This window comes from Sphaerisporangium perillae (genome assembly GCF_023276435.1).
Taxonomy (GTDB): Bacteria; Actinomycetota; Actinomycetes; order Streptosporangiales; family Streptosporangiaceae; genus Sphaerisporangium; species Sphaerisporangium perillae.
In genome coordinates this window covers 81,493-96,875 of sequence record NZ_JALLPO010000039.1, presented here as the reverse complement: position 1 = coordinate 96,875, position 15,383 = coordinate 81,493, and the positions used below count along the sequence as shown (strand labels likewise).

Here is a 15,383-nt window from a genome sequence, read left to right as displayed (position 1 = left end):
AACCTGATTCGGTTGGACGCCTGGTGGAACAGCCACCCCCTCGATCGAGGTCGAACTAGCCATCTCGCCCGCCTTGAACTGGCAGAACTCGCATTAGCCGCCTGAAGGCGAGTTAGCCAGCAAGGTCTCGGGGGCTGGGACATGCTGTGGTTCGTGCTCAGCGCCAGCCTCCTGCGCTTCACCCCAGCGCCGTTCCGAGCGACCCGGCAATGGCAAAGATCACCGGTCCTACCTGACCGCACATCCGCTCATCGGCAGAAGAGGACGACAGCGCGGGTCCGAACCCCTGCACGCAGCGGGCTGCGGGCACCCAAGATCCGCGAGACGAACGTCATGTCGTACTCACGATCGTGTCGCTGGACCTTGCATTGTTTCGGTCCCCGACATGCTCAACTCCAGTGACGTCTCGTGCTCATGGCGAGCGACGGATAACAGTGCTGTACAGCAGCGAGTACAGCAACAGGGCCGCACAACACCGCACACCAACGGCCGCCTTCACACGCGTCACCAGCAGGAGAAGCCCTCTACGTCGTGACTGGCTCCCGTTTGCAAGCAGGAAGTCAGGGGTTCGAATCCCCTAGGCTCCACCGACAAGAAAACCCAGGTCAGGGATGGTTTTCCCTACCTGGGTTTCTCGCTTTAATCGGTCCCTTTTCGCTTCCGTGCCCGTTGCGTGCCCGATGTCTTCGTATGCTTAATACGGTGAGCAACAATGATCTTGCGGGTGCTTTCTATTTCACTCTCGCCCTGGTCAACGCTGGTTTGGCACAGGGCAAGTGGCGTTCGGGCTTCGGTTGGTGGTTGCTTTCTCTCTTTCTCGGGCCAATCGCAACTCTGCTTATCGTGGTTCTCCCGCGTCCGAAGCCCTACCGCACCGACGACGAGTGACGGCCTTGGGCCAGGACCTCAGGACACGGCCAGCCCGAAGCCCAGGTCAACCGCCCTACTCGGAATGCGCCGTACAGTTCGCCTATGTCTCTCTTCAGAAGCCTGGCCACCGCCAAGGCGGGCCGTGTAACCGTCAGTAGGGTGTTCATGGCGCCGATCATTCTTGTCTCGGCGGTTGTGGGTGGCGTGGTGGCGAGCTTCCTGCCGCTGGGTAACGTCCCGCTGATCGTCGCTGAGGGGCAAGCTCAGCTCACCATTCACGGGTCGGGTTCGTTCCAGCCGGATGATGGAGTGACGGCCTTACTTCCGGCTAACGTGTGGTGGACCGACAGCAGCGGTGGCGATCATGTTGGAGGTCGTCCCTCGTGTCTTTGGGACGAGAAGGACAAGGGCAATGAGAACAAGTGGTCCCGGGTTGAGGCCGGTTATCGGTGGATGAAGATGCCGAGCGGTGGATCTTATCCCTTGGTCGCGTGGCTCAAGTGCCCGTAGCCTGCGGAATATACGCGGAATGATCTTAGGGGTCGGTGTGCCGTACGGCATGGTCACGCCGCAGGTCAGAAGTTACGAGCAGGCCGGAACGGTCACGCGCTGTAAACCGTCGCAGTTCGACGGCGTGTCCGCTCCGTGCCCGTCAGGATGGGGAATCGAGGGAGTCACGGTGACTCCCGAGCAAAGCTTCACCCACTCTGAGCTGCTGCGGAGCTGTCAGCCAGTCGCGCACCGAAACCAAACTGGTTGGCAAAGCACCAAGCCTTTCCTGCCCTCGCAGCTTTGCTCATGAAGCACCACACTTGCTGCTGTGCATTGGAGGAGACGAGTGATCAAGGAAGATTCGCTACGGTTCCGGTCGAGACGGATACGGCGCTACCAACTGATGCTCGTTCCGTGTGCTGCTCTGGTCCTCATAGGCGGGGCCTACCTGACTAACCACGGCGGATCGGAGAAAGCAGGTCGACCAGTCACCACACTGACCGGGGAGGACAGCGGGTCGAACGCGAAGATCATCGATAAAGAGCAGATCATCGACCTTGACACCTTCAGTGAGAAGGACGATCCAATGTGGCCGCTGATCGAGGAGCTTCGAAAGACCGCCCCTCAGATCGACTCCACGGCTCCGAGCTCCACGGGAGATTGATCACGCCTGTCGAGCAGTTGCATTTCCCGTTGCAGTACAGGACCGTTCAGACCCGTTCAGGGTGGACCGCACAGGGCCTCTGGTCTGCAATGAACCGTCCAGAACTGATCGAATCCGAGCTTTTAATCCGCAGGTTCCCGGGTTGACATGCTTCCAGAGACATAGGGCGATGACGGCCTCCGGTGCTATCCAGCATCCCCGGCGTCGTGCCCGATCGCCTACGGTAAGCCGTACCCATGCGGGGAGGCGCGGTGCAATGCCGAAGACCGTCTCGAAGAGGGTACAGCCGTGCCCGTCGCGTGCCCGATGGGACGGGAAACGAGGGGGAACAGCGGGGAGTCACGGGGAACGCAATCAAGGCCCTGATCTGCGTCTTCGCAGGTGAAGAAAGATCGGCATGCGTCTTTGCAAGCAGGAAGTTAGGGGTTCGAATCCCCTAGTACGACAGCAGTACTTTGTGATCTGGCCCTTCGCCTCCACGAGCGCTGTCTGATGGTGTGAGCTGGGGTTATGTGAGGGTGAGGCGTCTGCGGTAGTGGTACCAGCGGGCGCGGGCCTGGTGGCGGCGTCGCCACTGGCTCCAGCGCAGTTCGAACTCGCGCCAAAAAGCCGCAATCGGTGGCGTCACGGCGGCGCTGACGTGGGTGAATACGGCGAGCAAACGGCGGACCTCGGGCACGGTCAGCGCAATGAGCCCGTAGTCGTCGGGCGGATCGTCCTGGCCGGTATGCGGCACGACGGGGGCAGGGTGACGACGTCGCTCGACCGCGACGACGACGGCCAGGACCGCGAGCGCGGCCATCGCCAAGATGACGTGCCTTCGCCATGACCGGTACCGGCGGGCCTGGGTGTGGTCGAGCCCGACCTGTCCTTTCGACTGCTGGAAATCCTCCTCTGACCCCTGCGACCCGGACCAGGACGGGCAGCGTCAACGCCCGGCCCTCAGGCACGTGGCAGTAGAAGAACGCCAGCTCAGACGGGGTTTTGGCCGATCGCCGGATCGGCAGCGCCCGCCGCGGGCTCGCGGTGGCGACCATGGCCCGGTCATAGATGCGCGGCCCCTTGGAGCCCGCGCCACACGAGCGCCGCTCCCACGCGCGAGCGGGAACCAGCCGGGCCAGGTGGTCGGCGCGGTGCGGGCCGGCCGCCGTGGGGACGGGGAAATCGACCCCGGCTGCCGGCACATAGCCGATCTTCTGTTCTTCCAGGAAGGCGCGGAGCTTGGGATCGTGGCCGTACACCTCATCGCCCGCCGCCCACGCGAGCGTGACCCCCGCCGCCAGGGTGCGGGCCGCGATCCGCTGCGCGAGCTGCGGTTTGGTCGCGAACCGCCAGTCAGTGGGCAGGCCCATCGCCTCCCGCGTCGCCGGTTGGTCGAGGTATTTGCGCTGCACGTACAGCTCGGTGTCGATCAGGGCGTGGCCGAACGGGCCGGCGTAGGTGGCGTAGACGGCGACGATGCAGTTGGTGACCTTGCCGGCGGTGCCGGTGTACTGGCGACCCACGCCGCAGGTCATGACCCCTTTCTTCTCCTGCCCGGTCTCGTCCAGCACCAGCACTGCGTCCGGGCTGGCCAGGTGGTCGATCACGTAGTGGCGGACCGCATCGCGGACGGCGTCCTGGTCCCAGGCGGCGCGTGACAGCAGCCGCTGCATCTGTCCGGGGTCGGGTATCCAGCGTGTTTGCTCAGATCCCAGCAGGTCTTTCGCGGGATCTCCGACAGCAGTCCACGCAGGTAGCCGGTCGCGGCCTTGCGGGGTTCGACCCGTCCGAACGTGCCAGCGATCGCGCTGGTCAACTCCGCGAACCTCCGTTCCAGCAGTTCGGGCTCTAAGCTGGCCGCTGCGGCCGTCTCTTGATCACGGTTTCTCACAAGATCGCGATCCTAGAGGCGGCCGTTCGCATGCGCGAGATCACTCAGTGTGAACGATCTCGAACTACTGCTGTCGTACTAGGCTCCACCAGCAAAAACGCCGCTTCCCGCATCAGGGAAAGTGGCGTTCGTGCCATTAACGTGCCATCAGCCCGCCGGGACCAGCGCATCACACACCCGAAGTGCACCGATGCTCAACGCGGTGTCGTGACTCACTTGATGCTTGACGGCTCCTCGGGATCGTGCCCGTTGCGTGCCCGATCAGGCGGTGATCAAGGGGGAATCACGGGCGCGCCGCCTTGATTGTGTACTACCGAGCCGAGCAGGGAACCTGAGGTCCATAGCGGCGTGGCGATGACTTGGATGTTCTCATCAGCGGCCATATCTAGGGTCTGACGAGGGCTTGGGTTACCAGCTTGGCGGTGTGGGCCGGGCCGTATTTCGATCTGGCATCGCCCCGGCCGAGTCGTACGACGACGGTGTCCGATCCGGGATCGATCTGGATGATCTGGCCGCCCAGGCCCAACGCCCAGTACATCTCCTTGGGCGCGCCCTCCACCAGGCGGCGCCGGGGTGCCTTCGCGCTCTGCTGCCGGCTGCTGGCCTGCAAGGGATTCGCGACAACAGGGCCGCGGTTGTTCAGCCACCAGAGGTAACCGTAGGCGGCATTGAGTGTCTGGGACGGCCGGCCGGTCGCCTCCTTGACCCACCGAGCCGGCACTATCTGGGTGCCGGTCCAGGCGCCGCCGCGCAAGAAGAGGTAGCCGAACCGGGCCATGTCCTGGCAGGTCGAGTGGAAGCCGAAGAACATGTTCGTGTTGCCGGCGCTGTCACGGGTCATCTGCGAGTGGCTCATGCCGATGGGGCCGAACAGCCGTTCCTTCGCGTAGTCGGCGGGGTTCTTGCCGGTTGCCTTCTTCAGCACGGCATCGAGGGTCTGGATGGCGGCATTGTTGTACACCCAGGTCCTGCCGGGAGCGGCGTCCTGGTCCAGCTCGACGGCGAAGCGCGTCCTGTTCGCCGCGCGGAGCAGATCGCGGTAGTCAGTGGTGGGGTCCCAGTGGCGGCCGGAGTCGTTGCTCAGGATGTTCTTTATCCGGACATTCTCGGACGGCGTGCCAGCCCACGAAGAAACGTATTTCGACACCTTGTCATCGACGTCGAGTTCGCCGGCCGCTTGGGCGATGCCGATCAGAGTGCTGGAGTAGGATTTCGTCGCGGAGAAGACCTCCTGGCTCGTGACGCTGGTGCCGTTCCAGTACCAGTCGGCCACGAGCTTGCCGTGCCGGATCACGACCAAGCAGTTCGAGCCGTTCTTCTGGGCCTCTGCGGCGATCTTGTCCAGCTTGGCGGGATCGAATCCGGCCTCTCGCGGGTCGGCGCGGCGCCACTCGGTGCCTGGGTAGGTCACCAGGCTGGGGTTGGCAGCGGTCGGCGCTTCGCCGACGCTCGATCGCGGTGGCCCGGGCGGCGAGTCGGACGCGCAGGCTGGACTGAGCGATCCGAGGACGGCCAAGAACCCAATCAGGGTGGCGCTTCGCCAGGCAGGCGACCTGCCGCGTGGCATGTTTCACCTCTCTGCCGTGTTCGTCGCACGCCGACCGCGCGCTCATCACGCCCCGGAACCTCGAGGGCAGCAACTTCACTCCGCGAATCGGTGTAGCTGGAAGACCCTCATCGAGCTGGTAAATGCGATCTTCGAGTACCTGGAGATCTTTTACAACTAAGCGACGACACAGCACGTCGGTGATGCTCACCCCGATCGAGTACGAGATAGCCCCAGCTTGAGGTGCCCTGAACCTTCCGGACAGCGATCCCACTAGGATTGCGGGTCGTCTGAAAGGGGGCGAAGGTCGTATGACGATGTCAGAGGCACAGCGCAGTCGGGAACCGCAGCTCGCTGTAAACCGGACGTCGCGCCACCGCCCGATCCCGATTCACCGTCTGCCGTGCTGGCGCCGGCTACGCACTGTCACCTGTGTCCCTGACGGGATTCGAGTTGAGGTAGGTGCGGCGTCGGTCCAGATGGCGCAGCTTGATCGCGTGCCATTAGCGTGCCATTAAGAGCGGTGATCAAGGGGGAGTCACGGGGACTCGGCGCAGGCTTGCCGCCGAGGTCAGGCACGTTTCCCCAGGTGATCAGGCCGTTTTGCAAGCAGGAAGTCAGGGGTTCGAATCCCCTTAGGCTCCACCCCCACGTCAAAGGCCACCTCCCATGATCGGGAAGTGACTCTTTTCGATCTCGTACGGCAACGGAGTTCGTTTGTACGCTTCGCGCAGCCCCGGCACGCTCCGCTGTGATGCAGTCGGCTCCCGATGCTTGCGGGGCTGATCGCTCTGGCTGCGGCCGTGTTACGCGCTGATGCTGAGGCGTCTGGTCTACGTCGACGTGCTCGCAGCGAAGGAGTGGATGAGGCGCCATACATCGGCGGGTGCCTCTTCCTGTGCGAAGTGGCCGGTGCCAGGCACCAGGGCGGTCGTGAGATTCCGGATGCCGGCCTCACGTAGCCCAGCCGCGTATGTGGTGATGTCCCGACCTTCGCTGTCACCGCGCACGTAGAGCAGGGGGGTGTCGACGGGGCCAGCCGCGGCGAAGTCGGCGTTGTCCCGGGCGTCCTGAGGAAACGCCCGGTAGAGGTCGAACCCCGCGGTCAGGGCGGCATCCGTGCCGTAGGCGGCGGCGTGTGCGGCGCGCGAGTCTTTGGTGATTTCTCTGGCGCAGGGGACAGCACGTCGTAGAAGTAGCCGAAGTATTCGGCCTGACGCCCCTGCACCAGGATCTCCGGCAGGTCCGGCACCGCGTGGAGGCCGAAGTGCCAGATGTAGGGATTGCGCAGCACCTCGCTCCACGGGTCGACGCCCGGGATCACGGTGTTCATGATGACCACCCGGGCGACATCGGAGTACTGCCTGAGGTAGGAGTAGGCGACCATCCCGCCGGCGTCGTGGCCGACCAGTGTGAAATCGGTGAGCCCGAGCGTGCGGACCAGCTCGTGGACGGCTCTCGCGATCAGGCGTTTGGATCCGCCGTCCACAGCTCCGGTGGACTCGCCGATCCCAGGAAGATCGATGGCGATGACTCTTGCTGTGCCGGCGGCGGCCTCCATCACGCCCTCCCATGTCCTCCACGACTCCGGCCAGCCGTGAAGGAGGAGGTATGGCGGGCCGTCCGGATCGCCCGTTTCAACGATGTGAACAGAGAAGTCTCCGATGGGGAGGTGCCTGTGTCTTTGGTTTATCGACATGTTGCATGTCTATCAAACGACATGCAACATGTCGATCTGTTAGCATGGCGCTATGAATGCTGGCGACGATGACGGGCCTGCATACGAACGAGGCACGGGGTTTCTGGTGGCCCGCCTTGGGGCTCTGGTGGCACGTTCCTGGAACGCGTTCCTCGCGGGCTACGAGTTGACTCAGGGCCAGTACGGCGTCCTGGTCACACTCAAGGAGCAGGGGCTGCTGGGGCAGCGGCACCTGGCCGACCTGGTCGCCGTGGACGCACGCAACATCGTCGCCGTGCTCGACTCGCTGGAGGCCAAAGGACTGGTCGAGCGACAGGCCCACGGCGCCGACGGCCGGCGCCGCATCGTCGCCCTCACTGACAAGGGAAGCGCCCTCATCGAGACGGTTGGCGCCATGGCGGCTGCCCACGAGGACGATTTCCTCCATGCCCTCACCGACCGCGAACGGGAACGGCTCAACGCCCTGCTCCAGCGAATCTATGACTCGCACCTTCCAGGAGTCTGACCGCGGTGCCCTGCGCCCTCCGCAAGCAAGACCCCGGGACGGCGTCGGCACGACGAGAGGTGGCGGCTTTCCGTGCCGCATGACGCGGGCGGTAGGGGGACCGACCACGCACATGACACGCTGAGGTATTCGTAATCGCCGGGCCATTAGCGGGCCATTAAGGGCGGTGAACCGGGGTCAGTCACGGTCACTCACGGACTGCCTCTCGCCCAGGTCGCGGCCGTTCCCCCTGGTGATCAGGCCGATTTGCAAGCAGGAAGTCAGGGGTTCGAATCCCCTAGGCTCCACCTCGACAAACACCCCGTTCCTGATCAAGAAGCGGGCCGTCGTGCCATTAGGAACCGTTCCCCGTGATGGGTTTGCCCTCGTTGCCCGTTACCCCGCATCGAGGTCAGAACGCCATCCGAATACCTTCGCCGCATATCGCGCGGCTGAGCCCGCTACCTCGTCCCGGTGTCTCGGCCCTTAGCTGCCGAGGTGAAGAAACGCCTCAGTTCGGCCGCCACGACCTCCAGACGGCCGGCAGGGTGTCGCTTGCTGACATCTCCCGACGCATCATGATCGAGCCCAGGGAACTCGATCCGTTCGACGTTAGGAATGATCTTCTCCAGGCCGGACAGTGCAGGCTTGAGGAAGGGCAGTCCCTTGCTCCCGCCGAGCAGGAGCACTTCAGCGCGAACGGCGTGCTGAAGGCGCGCCCCGAGCGCGTCAAGTCTCGCGCGCGGTTGGCGTTCAGAGCCCCAAGACGACCTCGCGGGCTTCGACGAGGCTTGCATTGGTCATAGCCCTGTACAGCTTGATGGCCTCGAGCTCCTTGCCGGCACGGGCGAGTTGGACGACTTCGGTCGGCACTCCCGCCGACGGGGGGTCGTAGGGCACACCCAGCTTCTCCGACAAGAGCGCGAGCTGCGTCTCGATTCGGGCGAAGCGCTCGCTGATCTGTTCGAAGTGTCGGGCAAGTGCGTAGGAATCGTAGTTTCCGCCGGCCATTGGTCGATCCTCTCCGAAAGGGAACCTCGGCATGATCGCATAGCTCAAGTCACAGCGGAAGCGGTGTCGATGGTCACTACGCCGCAAAGGTGCTGTACAGCAGCAAGTACAGCAACAGGGCCACACAAAGCCTCACACCGACGTAATGGCCCGTTAATAGCCTGGGGAATCACGCCGTAGGTCAAGGAGCTACGGACAACCTCCGGATCCGAGGCCCCTCGACCTGAATAGCTTTCCTGGACTCAAAGGTGATGGTCGTGGTGCGTACCCGGGGGATCGCCAGAAGGCGAGTGCTCGGGTACGCACCACGCGGAGTCAGGACTGGGTCATCCGCTGCCAGCTGAACGGCCCGAACGCGTTGGCGCTCGCGGGGTGGTTTGCCTTCGTGTCAATGGTCAGCTTCAGCCACTCGAGCGGGAAGGTGCTGCCGTGCACCACCACCCGGTGGAAGTTCGGCACGTCGTATCCAGGGTGCGTTGACGCGACCGAGGTGCACGCGCCTGCCTCGCCGACACACGGGGCGGACGGAGACAGCGGGTTGTCGGACTTGTACACGTGGGAGTCGCCGTTCAACAACAAGACCGACTTCCCGAACTTCTTCGTGTGGGAGGCGATGCTTGCCACGAAGGGCTCGTACTCAGTCAGGTGTGCCGGAGTGTTACCGTCCAGGTCCCACATGTCGGCCTGCGTGAAGATCACGACACCCTTGGCGCCATCTTCCTGAGCCTGCGAGAATGCCCGGTCAAGCCAGCGCAGGTCGGCGGCCGTGCGCTCGGCGACCTCCTTCTTCTGTGCGGCGCTCTGCGACGGAGCGCCGTACCAGACATCGGTGTCGTTGTTCGAGCCGCCCGGGATGTTGAGCGTCACGAACTGGATGCCCTTCTGCTGCCACGTCACGTTCTCGACGAACTTCGAGTCCGTGGGGTGCGCACGGTCGTAGACCTGCGCCTGCGAGAGCACGTGCTGCTTTCCGTTGCCGAGCGTCCTGCCGGGCTTCGAGAAGAAGATCGAGCGGACCAGGTCGAGGTTGGCGGCGGGATTGCCGCTGGCGTAATCGACCGGCTGGTGCGTGACCGGATCGAGGACATAGTTGATCTGCTGCGTGGCCGAGCTGTAGGTGCCGCCGCCCTCAGCTGCCTTGTGGCAGTCCGTCCACTCGTTGTCGCCGGGGGTGTAGACCAAAGGCTTCTGGTACTTCGCCCACAGGTTGAATACCGACTGATCATAGGCCTGCGTGCAGTACTGCTTGCCTGAGTGGATGTCGCCGACGTGGGCGATGAGGCTGACCTGTGGGTCATTGTTGATCGACTCGACGAAGCCGGGTGTCGCCTGAAACTCGGCGGAGTCGGTGGGTGACGTCCCATACGGGGCATCTCCATAGACGGCCAGCGTGAAGACGTGGCCGTCGCTGGCTTTGGCCATCGCGGGGGACACGGTGCCCAGTGTGAGCGTCGCAGCGGCTGCCGCCAGCATCACCATCTTGCGCATGTGCGTGGTACTCCTCAAGGAGGTTTATTAGACTGGCTAACCTTTCATAGCCTTCTGGCCAGGGCATGACGTGAGTGTTATGCGGTGATGTCGGCAGCCTCAATGACTCGGCTGCGTACGCGATGTCAGGCTCGATCGGCGCCCGCAGAGTCCTTCGGGTTCGGAGTCGACAGCGGTCAGGGGCACCCGTACGGCATGCAGAGGCTGATCAAGCAGTGGGGCAAGGAGCAGGTCGTCAACGTCAACCAGCGCGCGAGTCTGCATCGCGCGATCGGCCGCCTGCACGCCGAGGCCCTGATCTCAGTGCGCGAGACCGGACGTGACCGGGCCTATCCAGAGCGCACCGTGTACGAGCTGACCGACGCCGGCCGCGAGGTCGCCAGTCGGTGGCTGCAGGAGATGCCGGCCGTGCCCAAGCAGGTCGGCTCACGCTGGATCAACTCCCTACCAGTTGGCGAGCGGATCGGCGAGAGGCTCCCTCGGTCGCCGATGGCGGGCTGTCGGCGGTGCTGAATCGTCGGATCTCGCACGCCGGGTGCTGGCCAGGGCGGCAAGGGCAGTGGTGATGGGTACCGCGGCGATCAGCCCGAGCGTCCCGACGATGCTGCGGACGATTTCCTGGGCGATTACCGGGTTGGTCAGCACCTCGCCGGCCGACTGATCGCCGACGCTGATCAGCAGCAGCAGGGGCAGGGAGGCTCCTGCGTAGGCCAGGATGATCGTGTTGATCACTGAGGCGATGTGGACGCGGCCGACCCGGGCGGCGGCGCGATACAGCTGGCCGAAGGTGTAGCCGGGGTTGGCGTGGGACAGTTCGGTGACGGTAGCGGCCTGGGTGGTGGTGACGTCGTCGAGCACGCCGAGCGAGCCGATGATGATGCTGGCCAATAGCAGGCCCTGGGTGTTGATCCGGTAGCTCATGCCCAGGTAGAAGGAGCTTTCGTCGGTGATGCCGTTGAGGTTGGCCAGGCTGATCGCCGCCACCGAAAGCGCGCCAGTAAGACTGAGGCTGATCAGAGTGCCGACCACGGCCATCGATGTCGGGATGGTGAAACCGTGGGTGAGATACAGCACGGCAAGCATGATCGCAGCGGAGCCGACGGTGGCGACGAGCAACGGCGGTTCTCCGGTGAGGATCGCCGGTATGACGAACGTCAGCAGCAGCACGAATGTGATGGCCAGCCCCACCAGAGCAGTCACGCCGCGCCAGCGGCCGAAGGCAACCACGGCTAGAGCGAAAGCGGCGCCGAGCAGCCCCAAAGGTGAAGACCGGTCGTGGTCGGAGATCTGGTACGGCGGCACATCAAGAACGCCTTTCGGCGTGTAGATGAGCACCACGTCGTCACCCTCGGTGAAGATCTGCGCAGTGGGGCCGCTGGGCAGCTGCGCGATGATGCGGCGCCCGCTTTCATGCCCGCTGGTCAGTTCGACTTTGGCATCACCGCAGGTAGCGGGGTCAGGCGGCGACTGTTGGTCGCTGGGCTGGCCATCCGCCGGCGGCTGCTCAGGGCAGGAGGTCAGCGTGACCTGAGTGACCGTTCCTGTCACCCGTTGCAGGCTGACCGATGGCTGCCCGATGGACGTGCTCTGAGTGGGCCACAGCCAGATGAGCGCGGTCAGCGTGACCACCCCCAGGGGAACGATGACCGCCAGTGTCGCCCACATCGTGCCGCGAGAGTGAGGTGCGGCCGGGCCGTGTGAGTGGTTGGCACCCATGATGAAAGCTCTCCTTAAGGCCTGTACCGAGGGCGGAGCGTCGGATCGGCTTGCCGGCACAGGACATGGGCCGGATGAGGGTGCGTCAGCCGCATGCCGCGTCACTGGCGGCAGGGTCGACACCGGTCGTTCCACAGGCGACCGCCGCGACGCCAGAGACCCGCCCATTGCGGCGCCCTCCGAAGCCCCCGGGCTCGGGCGTGCCGGTGGTACTCGCGGCGAAGAGCGCCATCAATCATTGAGGAAGCGCGGTTCCAAAGGCGGCAACGGTGGTGCCTACTATGTCTTGCCGATGTCGAACCACTGGCCCGGCCACTCAGCTGCCTTGAGGAACGACTCAGGTGACAGGTAAAGCGCCCGTGCGTACGAGATAAGTGCGCGAAATGCCACATGCTCGCCGCCCTCAATCTCTCCCGCACAGAGCGGGAGGCGAGGATGTCCAGCGAACCAGGAGCCCGGACGACCTCGACCCCCGCGATGCGCGCACGCGTCACCGACCAGGGATCGAAGGTCTCGCCCACCTGCCACGAACAGCAGATTCGGCCACCGGGAACTCAATGGAGCTCCAGCATGTCGACGACCGATTTACAGGGCTACTCCCCTTCGCGAGCCCACAGATTACCCGATCACACCGGAGATCCGCGACCGGCAATATGAAGTCCTCAGCCTGTCCCAGCGATTGGAATCTCCTTCGTGCTGGTGTGGATGGTGATTCGCCGCAGGGGATCGCGGCACTCTGCTGTGAGGGAAGGCGGTCGCGCAGGAGTCGCCGGTGAGCGACAGGGCGACGACATCACCCGCTCACGGGCAAGTTGATCACTGTGGCTGGCGTCAGGTGTCTTCGGGTATAGTCCGACCCTGAAGGGGAGTAGTCCTCCGCCGGTCGTCGACATGCTGGAATCCCACGGGATTCCCGGTGCCCGGGCCCCATGTAGGGGTGGACGAGACCTTCGACCCATAGCGACGTTTGCGTTGCGGCGGGGTCGAGGTCTCGGGACATTACTCCGGGTGCGGCTTCCTCGCGGTAACGCGGGAAGGAAAACCGGCCCCCTAATGATCCATTTCGTGTTGCTCATCGCGTGTGCCGCGGTGATCTACTTCTCCTGCGAGTGGTTCGTCAACGCGGTGGAGTGGCTGGGCCGGCGACTCAAAGTCGGCCCGATGGCGGTGGGAACGATTCTCGCCGCGTTCGGAACCGCGCTACCGGAGAGCGTCGTCACGTTCGTGGCAGTCGTGTTCGGCACCGGCGAGGAGCAGAAGGACATCGGTGTCGGGGCGGCCATGGGCGGCCCTCTTGCCTTGGCGACCGTCGCCTACGGTGTCACCGGCTGGATGATGTGGACCCGGCGCCGTAACCGGGCCCTAGCGACAGCCGGTGCTCCGCAGCCGGGCGCGAGCGCCGGTGACCCGGCCCTGGTCGACCGGGCGAGCGATGACGTCGGGGTCACCAGGAAGCTGACCCGGGACCAGACCTGGTTCATGGCGATCTTCGTGGTGAAAGTCGCCCTCGGGCTGGTCGCCTTCGCCTTCAAACCCTGGCTGGGACTACTGTTCTTCGCCGCCTACGCGGTGTACTTCTGGCGGGAGATCCGCGCCGACGGGGATCACGATAACGGCCCCGACCTTGAGCCGTTGCTGCTTCAGCGGCGCCGGGAGACCCCGGCCACCTGGGCGGTCATCGTCCAGACTCTGGTCACGCTGGCCATCATCTTCCTGGCATCTCACACGTTCGTGGGTCAGCTGGACACGATCGGGCCGATGCTCGGCCTTTCCGCCGCGGTGACCGCGCTGCTGCTGTCCCCGATCGCCACCGAGCTGCCAGAGATCATGAACGCCATCATCTGGGTTCGCCAAGGAAAAACGCGCCTGGCGCTGGCCAACATCTCCGGCGCGATGATGATCCAGGCCACCGTGCCCAGCGGGCTCGGCCTGCTGTTCACCCCCTGGCGATTCAACTCCCCGCTACTGCTGTCGGGCATCGCGACCATGGTCGCGATCATCTACCTGCTGGTGCTGCTGAAGACCGGCCGGTTCAACGCCAAGACCCTGTCGTTCGCCGCGGTGTTCTACCTGATCTTCGCCGCCTGCCTCATCCCCCTTCTGGCCTGACCGCCCGCACCCCACCCCCGTCGGCCCAAGGCAGGTTCACCGCCTGCCGCCAGTGGGCCGACCGGCGGCGGGGGCCAAGGCGCAGCGCCGCCCCGCCGGGTGTGATCACACCCGGCCCTCGTCTCCACCTCAACGAGAGGATCCCGACATGACGATCATCGACCGTATCCGTACCTTCCTGTGAACCCCAAGGGACGACGACTCACCCAGCAGGCCCGCGAGCAGCTGGACAAGCCGGAGAACAAGCGGCGGCTGAACGATCTCATCCGGCGACTTCGTCACCGCCGCTGTCCAGCGGCCCAGGAGATAGGGATCTCGCGGTGAGCGCTTCGCTTCGCCTGCGTCCGGCAGGCGGCCATGATCTGCGCGAACACCACGTCGCGGAGCTGTGTTACCCGCGCGTGGTCGCCGCCCTGGAGCAGCGCGGCTACCACATCGCCAAGATCATCGACGCCCCGCATAAGCGGTACCCCAAGACCACGATCATGTACTCGCCCAACGGCCAGACCCGTGCCCGCTGGCGACACCCAGGCATTGAAGGGCTTCGATGCCACCCACGACACCTGCTCCACCGCCTGAGGCGCGCGCGCCACGGTAACGCCACCGCGTCATCCGACGGTGGCCACACGCGGCCCCGACACCCCTGGGATCACCACCCATGCAGACCCCGCACCATGTTGACCGGCGCGGACACCAGCACCTCCCAGCCGCTACCGGGCCTCCGTCGATGCCAACAACCGGAGCCTCCCTTGAACGACACACACCTATGTGGTGTACGGGCAGGCTGATCGTTATTTTTAATAGAAAAGCCACCGAACACCTCAATAGCCGACGCATTCCCCTCTAAGCAGTGCTAGAGAAAGGGCCCGGAAGTAATTCTTGTCATTACTGTTGTCGTCTGTTTGATCTGTCGTTACTTCGGCGCCGCTTCGCTGAATGGGTATTCCCTGGTCGCAGTGCTACCACGGTGGCGCGAAGAACGCCCGATTCATCGAGATTCAAGCGATATGGGGAACCGAGTGATTCCTCGGGAAAAGGTCCATCCGTAGGTAAGCCGACGTGGACTTTGGCGGTCGCAGCGGCGATTGCCGGCGGATTCTTCGCATTGTCGTGCCCGGCGATGGCCGACAGCGGCGCGCGGGCGCGGAGCGACGTCGGGCATCGTGTGGCGGCCGACATCAGCCACATTCCTGTCGGCCTCGCCTGCACCACTGCTGTCCATGCCTGACCGGCGCTCCAACTCCGCCAGTCGCAACTCCAATCGCCTGCGCGCCCCTCGCTCCTCATCCAGAAGCGCCCTCAGGCGATCTCTGCGTCCTTGGTCTCCAGCACCCGCCGCACCCGCTCCTCAGCGGACGGCGATGGCATTTCGGACACGACACGACACGATATGAAGATTACACCTCGGTGATCAAACCGACGGAACCTCGC

Annotated in this window: 13 protein-coding genes and 1 pseudogene; 6 read left to right on the top strand and 8 right to left on the bottom strand. The window is 64.4% G+C overall.

Annotation, left to right across the window (positions count from 1 at the left end):
• The first annotated feature begins 702 nt into the window (after positions 1-702).
• The 3 genes from MYF83_RS32275 to MYF83_RS32265 all read left to right on the top strand — a co-directional run bounded on the left by MYF83_RS32275 (position 703) and on the right by MYF83_RS32265 (position 2,026).
• Positions 703-888, top strand: a complete 186-nt coding sequence (locus MYF83_RS32275; RefSeq protein WP_248964536.1) for a hypothetical protein — start codon at positions 703-705, stop codon at positions 886-888.
• Positions 889-1,035: 147 nt separating this feature from the next.
• Positions 1,036-1,380 (top strand): hypothetical protein, encoded by a 345-nt coding sequence (locus MYF83_RS32270; RefSeq protein ID WP_248964535.1) that lies wholly within the window; start codon positions 1,036-1,038, stop codon positions 1,378-1,380.
• A gap of 328 nt (positions 1,381-1,708) precedes the next feature.
• Positions 1,709-2,026 (top strand): hypothetical protein, encoded by a 318-nt coding sequence (locus MYF83_RS32265; RefSeq protein WP_248964534.1) that lies wholly within the window; start codon positions 1,709-1,711, stop codon positions 2,024-2,026.
• A 508-nt stretch (positions 2,027-2,534) separates the two neighbouring features.
• Here the strand turns inward: MYF83_RS32265 and MYF83_RS44820 are convergent.
• The 4 genes and pseudogenes from MYF83_RS44820 to MYF83_RS32245 all read right to left on the bottom strand — a co-directional run bounded on the left by MYF83_RS44820 (position 2,535) and on the right by MYF83_RS32245 (position 7,144).
• Positions 2,535-2,834, bottom strand: a complete 300-nt coding sequence (locus tag MYF83_RS44820; RefSeq protein WP_443729304.1) for a hypothetical protein — start codon at positions 2,832-2,834, stop codon at positions 2,535-2,537.
• 145 nt (positions 2,835-2,979) lie between these two features.
• A pseudogene (locus tag MYF83_RS44815) lies at positions 2,980-3,681 on the bottom strand (IS701 family transposase); the annotation flags it as partial.
• 603 nt (positions 3,682-4,284) lie between these two features.
• On the bottom strand, positions 4,285-5,466 hold the full coding sequence (locus MYF83_RS32255) for a serine hydrolase domain-containing protein (protein ID WP_248964533.1): 1,182 nt from the start codon (positions 5,464-5,466) through the stop codon (positions 4,285-4,287).
• A gap of 1,084 nt (positions 5,467-6,550) precedes the next feature.
• The gene (locus tag MYF83_RS32245) at positions 6,551-7,144 is read right to left on the bottom strand and encodes an alpha/beta fold hydrolase (protein WP_279340358.1); all 594 of its coding nucleotides are present in this window, start codon (positions 7,142-7,144) and stop codon (positions 6,551-6,553) included.
• A 127-nt stretch (positions 7,145-7,271) separates the two neighbouring features.
• Between MYF83_RS32245 and MYF83_RS32240 the strand changes: the two genes are divergently transcribed.
• Positions 7,272-7,649, top strand: a complete 378-nt coding sequence (locus MYF83_RS32240) for a MarR family winged helix-turn-helix transcriptional regulator (protein WP_248964531.1) — start codon at positions 7,272-7,274, stop codon at positions 7,647-7,649.
• A 732-nt stretch (positions 7,650-8,381) separates the two neighbouring features.
• Here the strand turns inward: MYF83_RS32240 and MYF83_RS32235 are convergent.
• Together MYF83_RS32235 and MYF83_RS32230 are read right to left on the bottom strand one after the other, a co-directional pair.
• Complete coding sequence (locus tag MYF83_RS32235) at positions 8,382-8,639, bottom strand: hypothetical protein (RefSeq protein ID WP_248964530.1); 258 nt, start codon at positions 8,637-8,639, stop codon at positions 8,382-8,384.
• A gap of 315 nt (positions 8,640-8,954) precedes the next feature.
• Positions 8,955-10,127, bottom strand: coding sequence for a hypothetical protein (locus MYF83_RS32230; RefSeq protein WP_248964529.1), 1,173 nt, complete (start codon positions 10,125-10,127; stop codon positions 8,955-8,957).
• A 195-nt stretch (positions 10,128-10,322) separates the two neighbouring features.
• On the opposite strand from MYF83_RS32230, the gene MYF83_RS32225 reads away from it, so the two are divergent.
• On the top strand, positions 10,323-10,640 hold the full coding sequence (locus MYF83_RS32225) for a PadR family transcriptional regulator (RefSeq protein WP_248964528.1): 318 nt from the start codon (positions 10,323-10,325) through the stop codon (positions 10,638-10,640).
• Here the strand turns inward: MYF83_RS32225 and MYF83_RS32220 are convergent.
• A complete protein-coding gene (locus MYF83_RS32220; RefSeq protein WP_248964527.1) occupies positions 10,572-11,843 on the bottom strand; it encodes a YibE/F family protein in 1,272 nt (423 codons plus the stop codon). The two genes, MYF83_RS32225 and MYF83_RS32220, sit on opposite strands and share 69 nt — an antisense overlap.
• 1,065 nt (positions 11,844-12,908) lie before the next feature.
• On the opposite strand from MYF83_RS32220, the gene MYF83_RS32215 reads away from it, so the two are divergent.
• Positions 12,909-13,952: a sodium:calcium antiporter gene (locus MYF83_RS32215; RefSeq protein WP_248964526.1), complete on the top strand. Its 1,044-nt coding sequence runs from the start codon at positions 12,909-12,911 to the stop codon at positions 13,950-13,952.
• Positions 13,953-14,230: 278 nt separating this feature from the next.
• Here the strand turns inward: MYF83_RS32215 and MYF83_RS32210 are convergent, their stop codons facing one another.
• The gene (locus tag MYF83_RS32210; protein WP_248964525.1) at positions 14,231-14,413 is read right to left on the bottom strand and encodes a hypothetical protein; all 183 of its coding nucleotides are present in this window, start codon (positions 14,411-14,413) and stop codon (positions 14,231-14,233) included.
• Positions 14,414-15,383 lie beyond the last annotated feature (970 nt).

Coding starts and splice junctions, on each gene's coding strand:
- MYF83_RS32270 (WP_248964535.1), top strand. CDS start 1,036: ATGGCGCCGATCATTCTTGTCTCGGCGGTTGTGGGTGGCGTGGTGGCG.
- MYF83_RS32255 (WP_248964533.1), bottom strand. CDS start 5,466: ATGCCACGCGGCAGGTCGCCTGCCTGGCGAAGCGCCACCCTGATTGGG.
- MYF83_RS32245 (WP_279340358.1), bottom strand. CDS start 7,144: ATGTCGATAAACCAAAGACACAGGCACCTCCCCATCGGAGACTTCTCT.
- MYF83_RS32235 (WP_248964530.1), bottom strand. CDS start 8,639: ATGGCCGGCGGAAACTACGATTCCTACGCACTTGCCCGACACTTCGAA.
- MYF83_RS32230 (WP_248964529.1), bottom strand. CDS start 10,127: ATGCGCAAGATGGTGATGCTGGCGGCAGCCGCTGCGACGCTCACACTG.
- MYF83_RS32225 (WP_248964528.1), top strand. CDS start 10,323: ATGCAGAGGCTGATCAAGCAGTGGGGCAAGGAGCAGGTCGTCAACGTC.
- MYF83_RS32220 (WP_248964527.1), bottom strand. CDS start 11,843: ATGGGTGCCAACCACTCACACGGCCCGGCCGCACCTCACTCTCGCGGC.
- MYF83_RS32210 (WP_248964525.1), bottom strand. CDS start 14,413: ATGCGGGGCGTCGATGATCTTGGCGATGTGGTAGCCGCGCTGCTCCAG.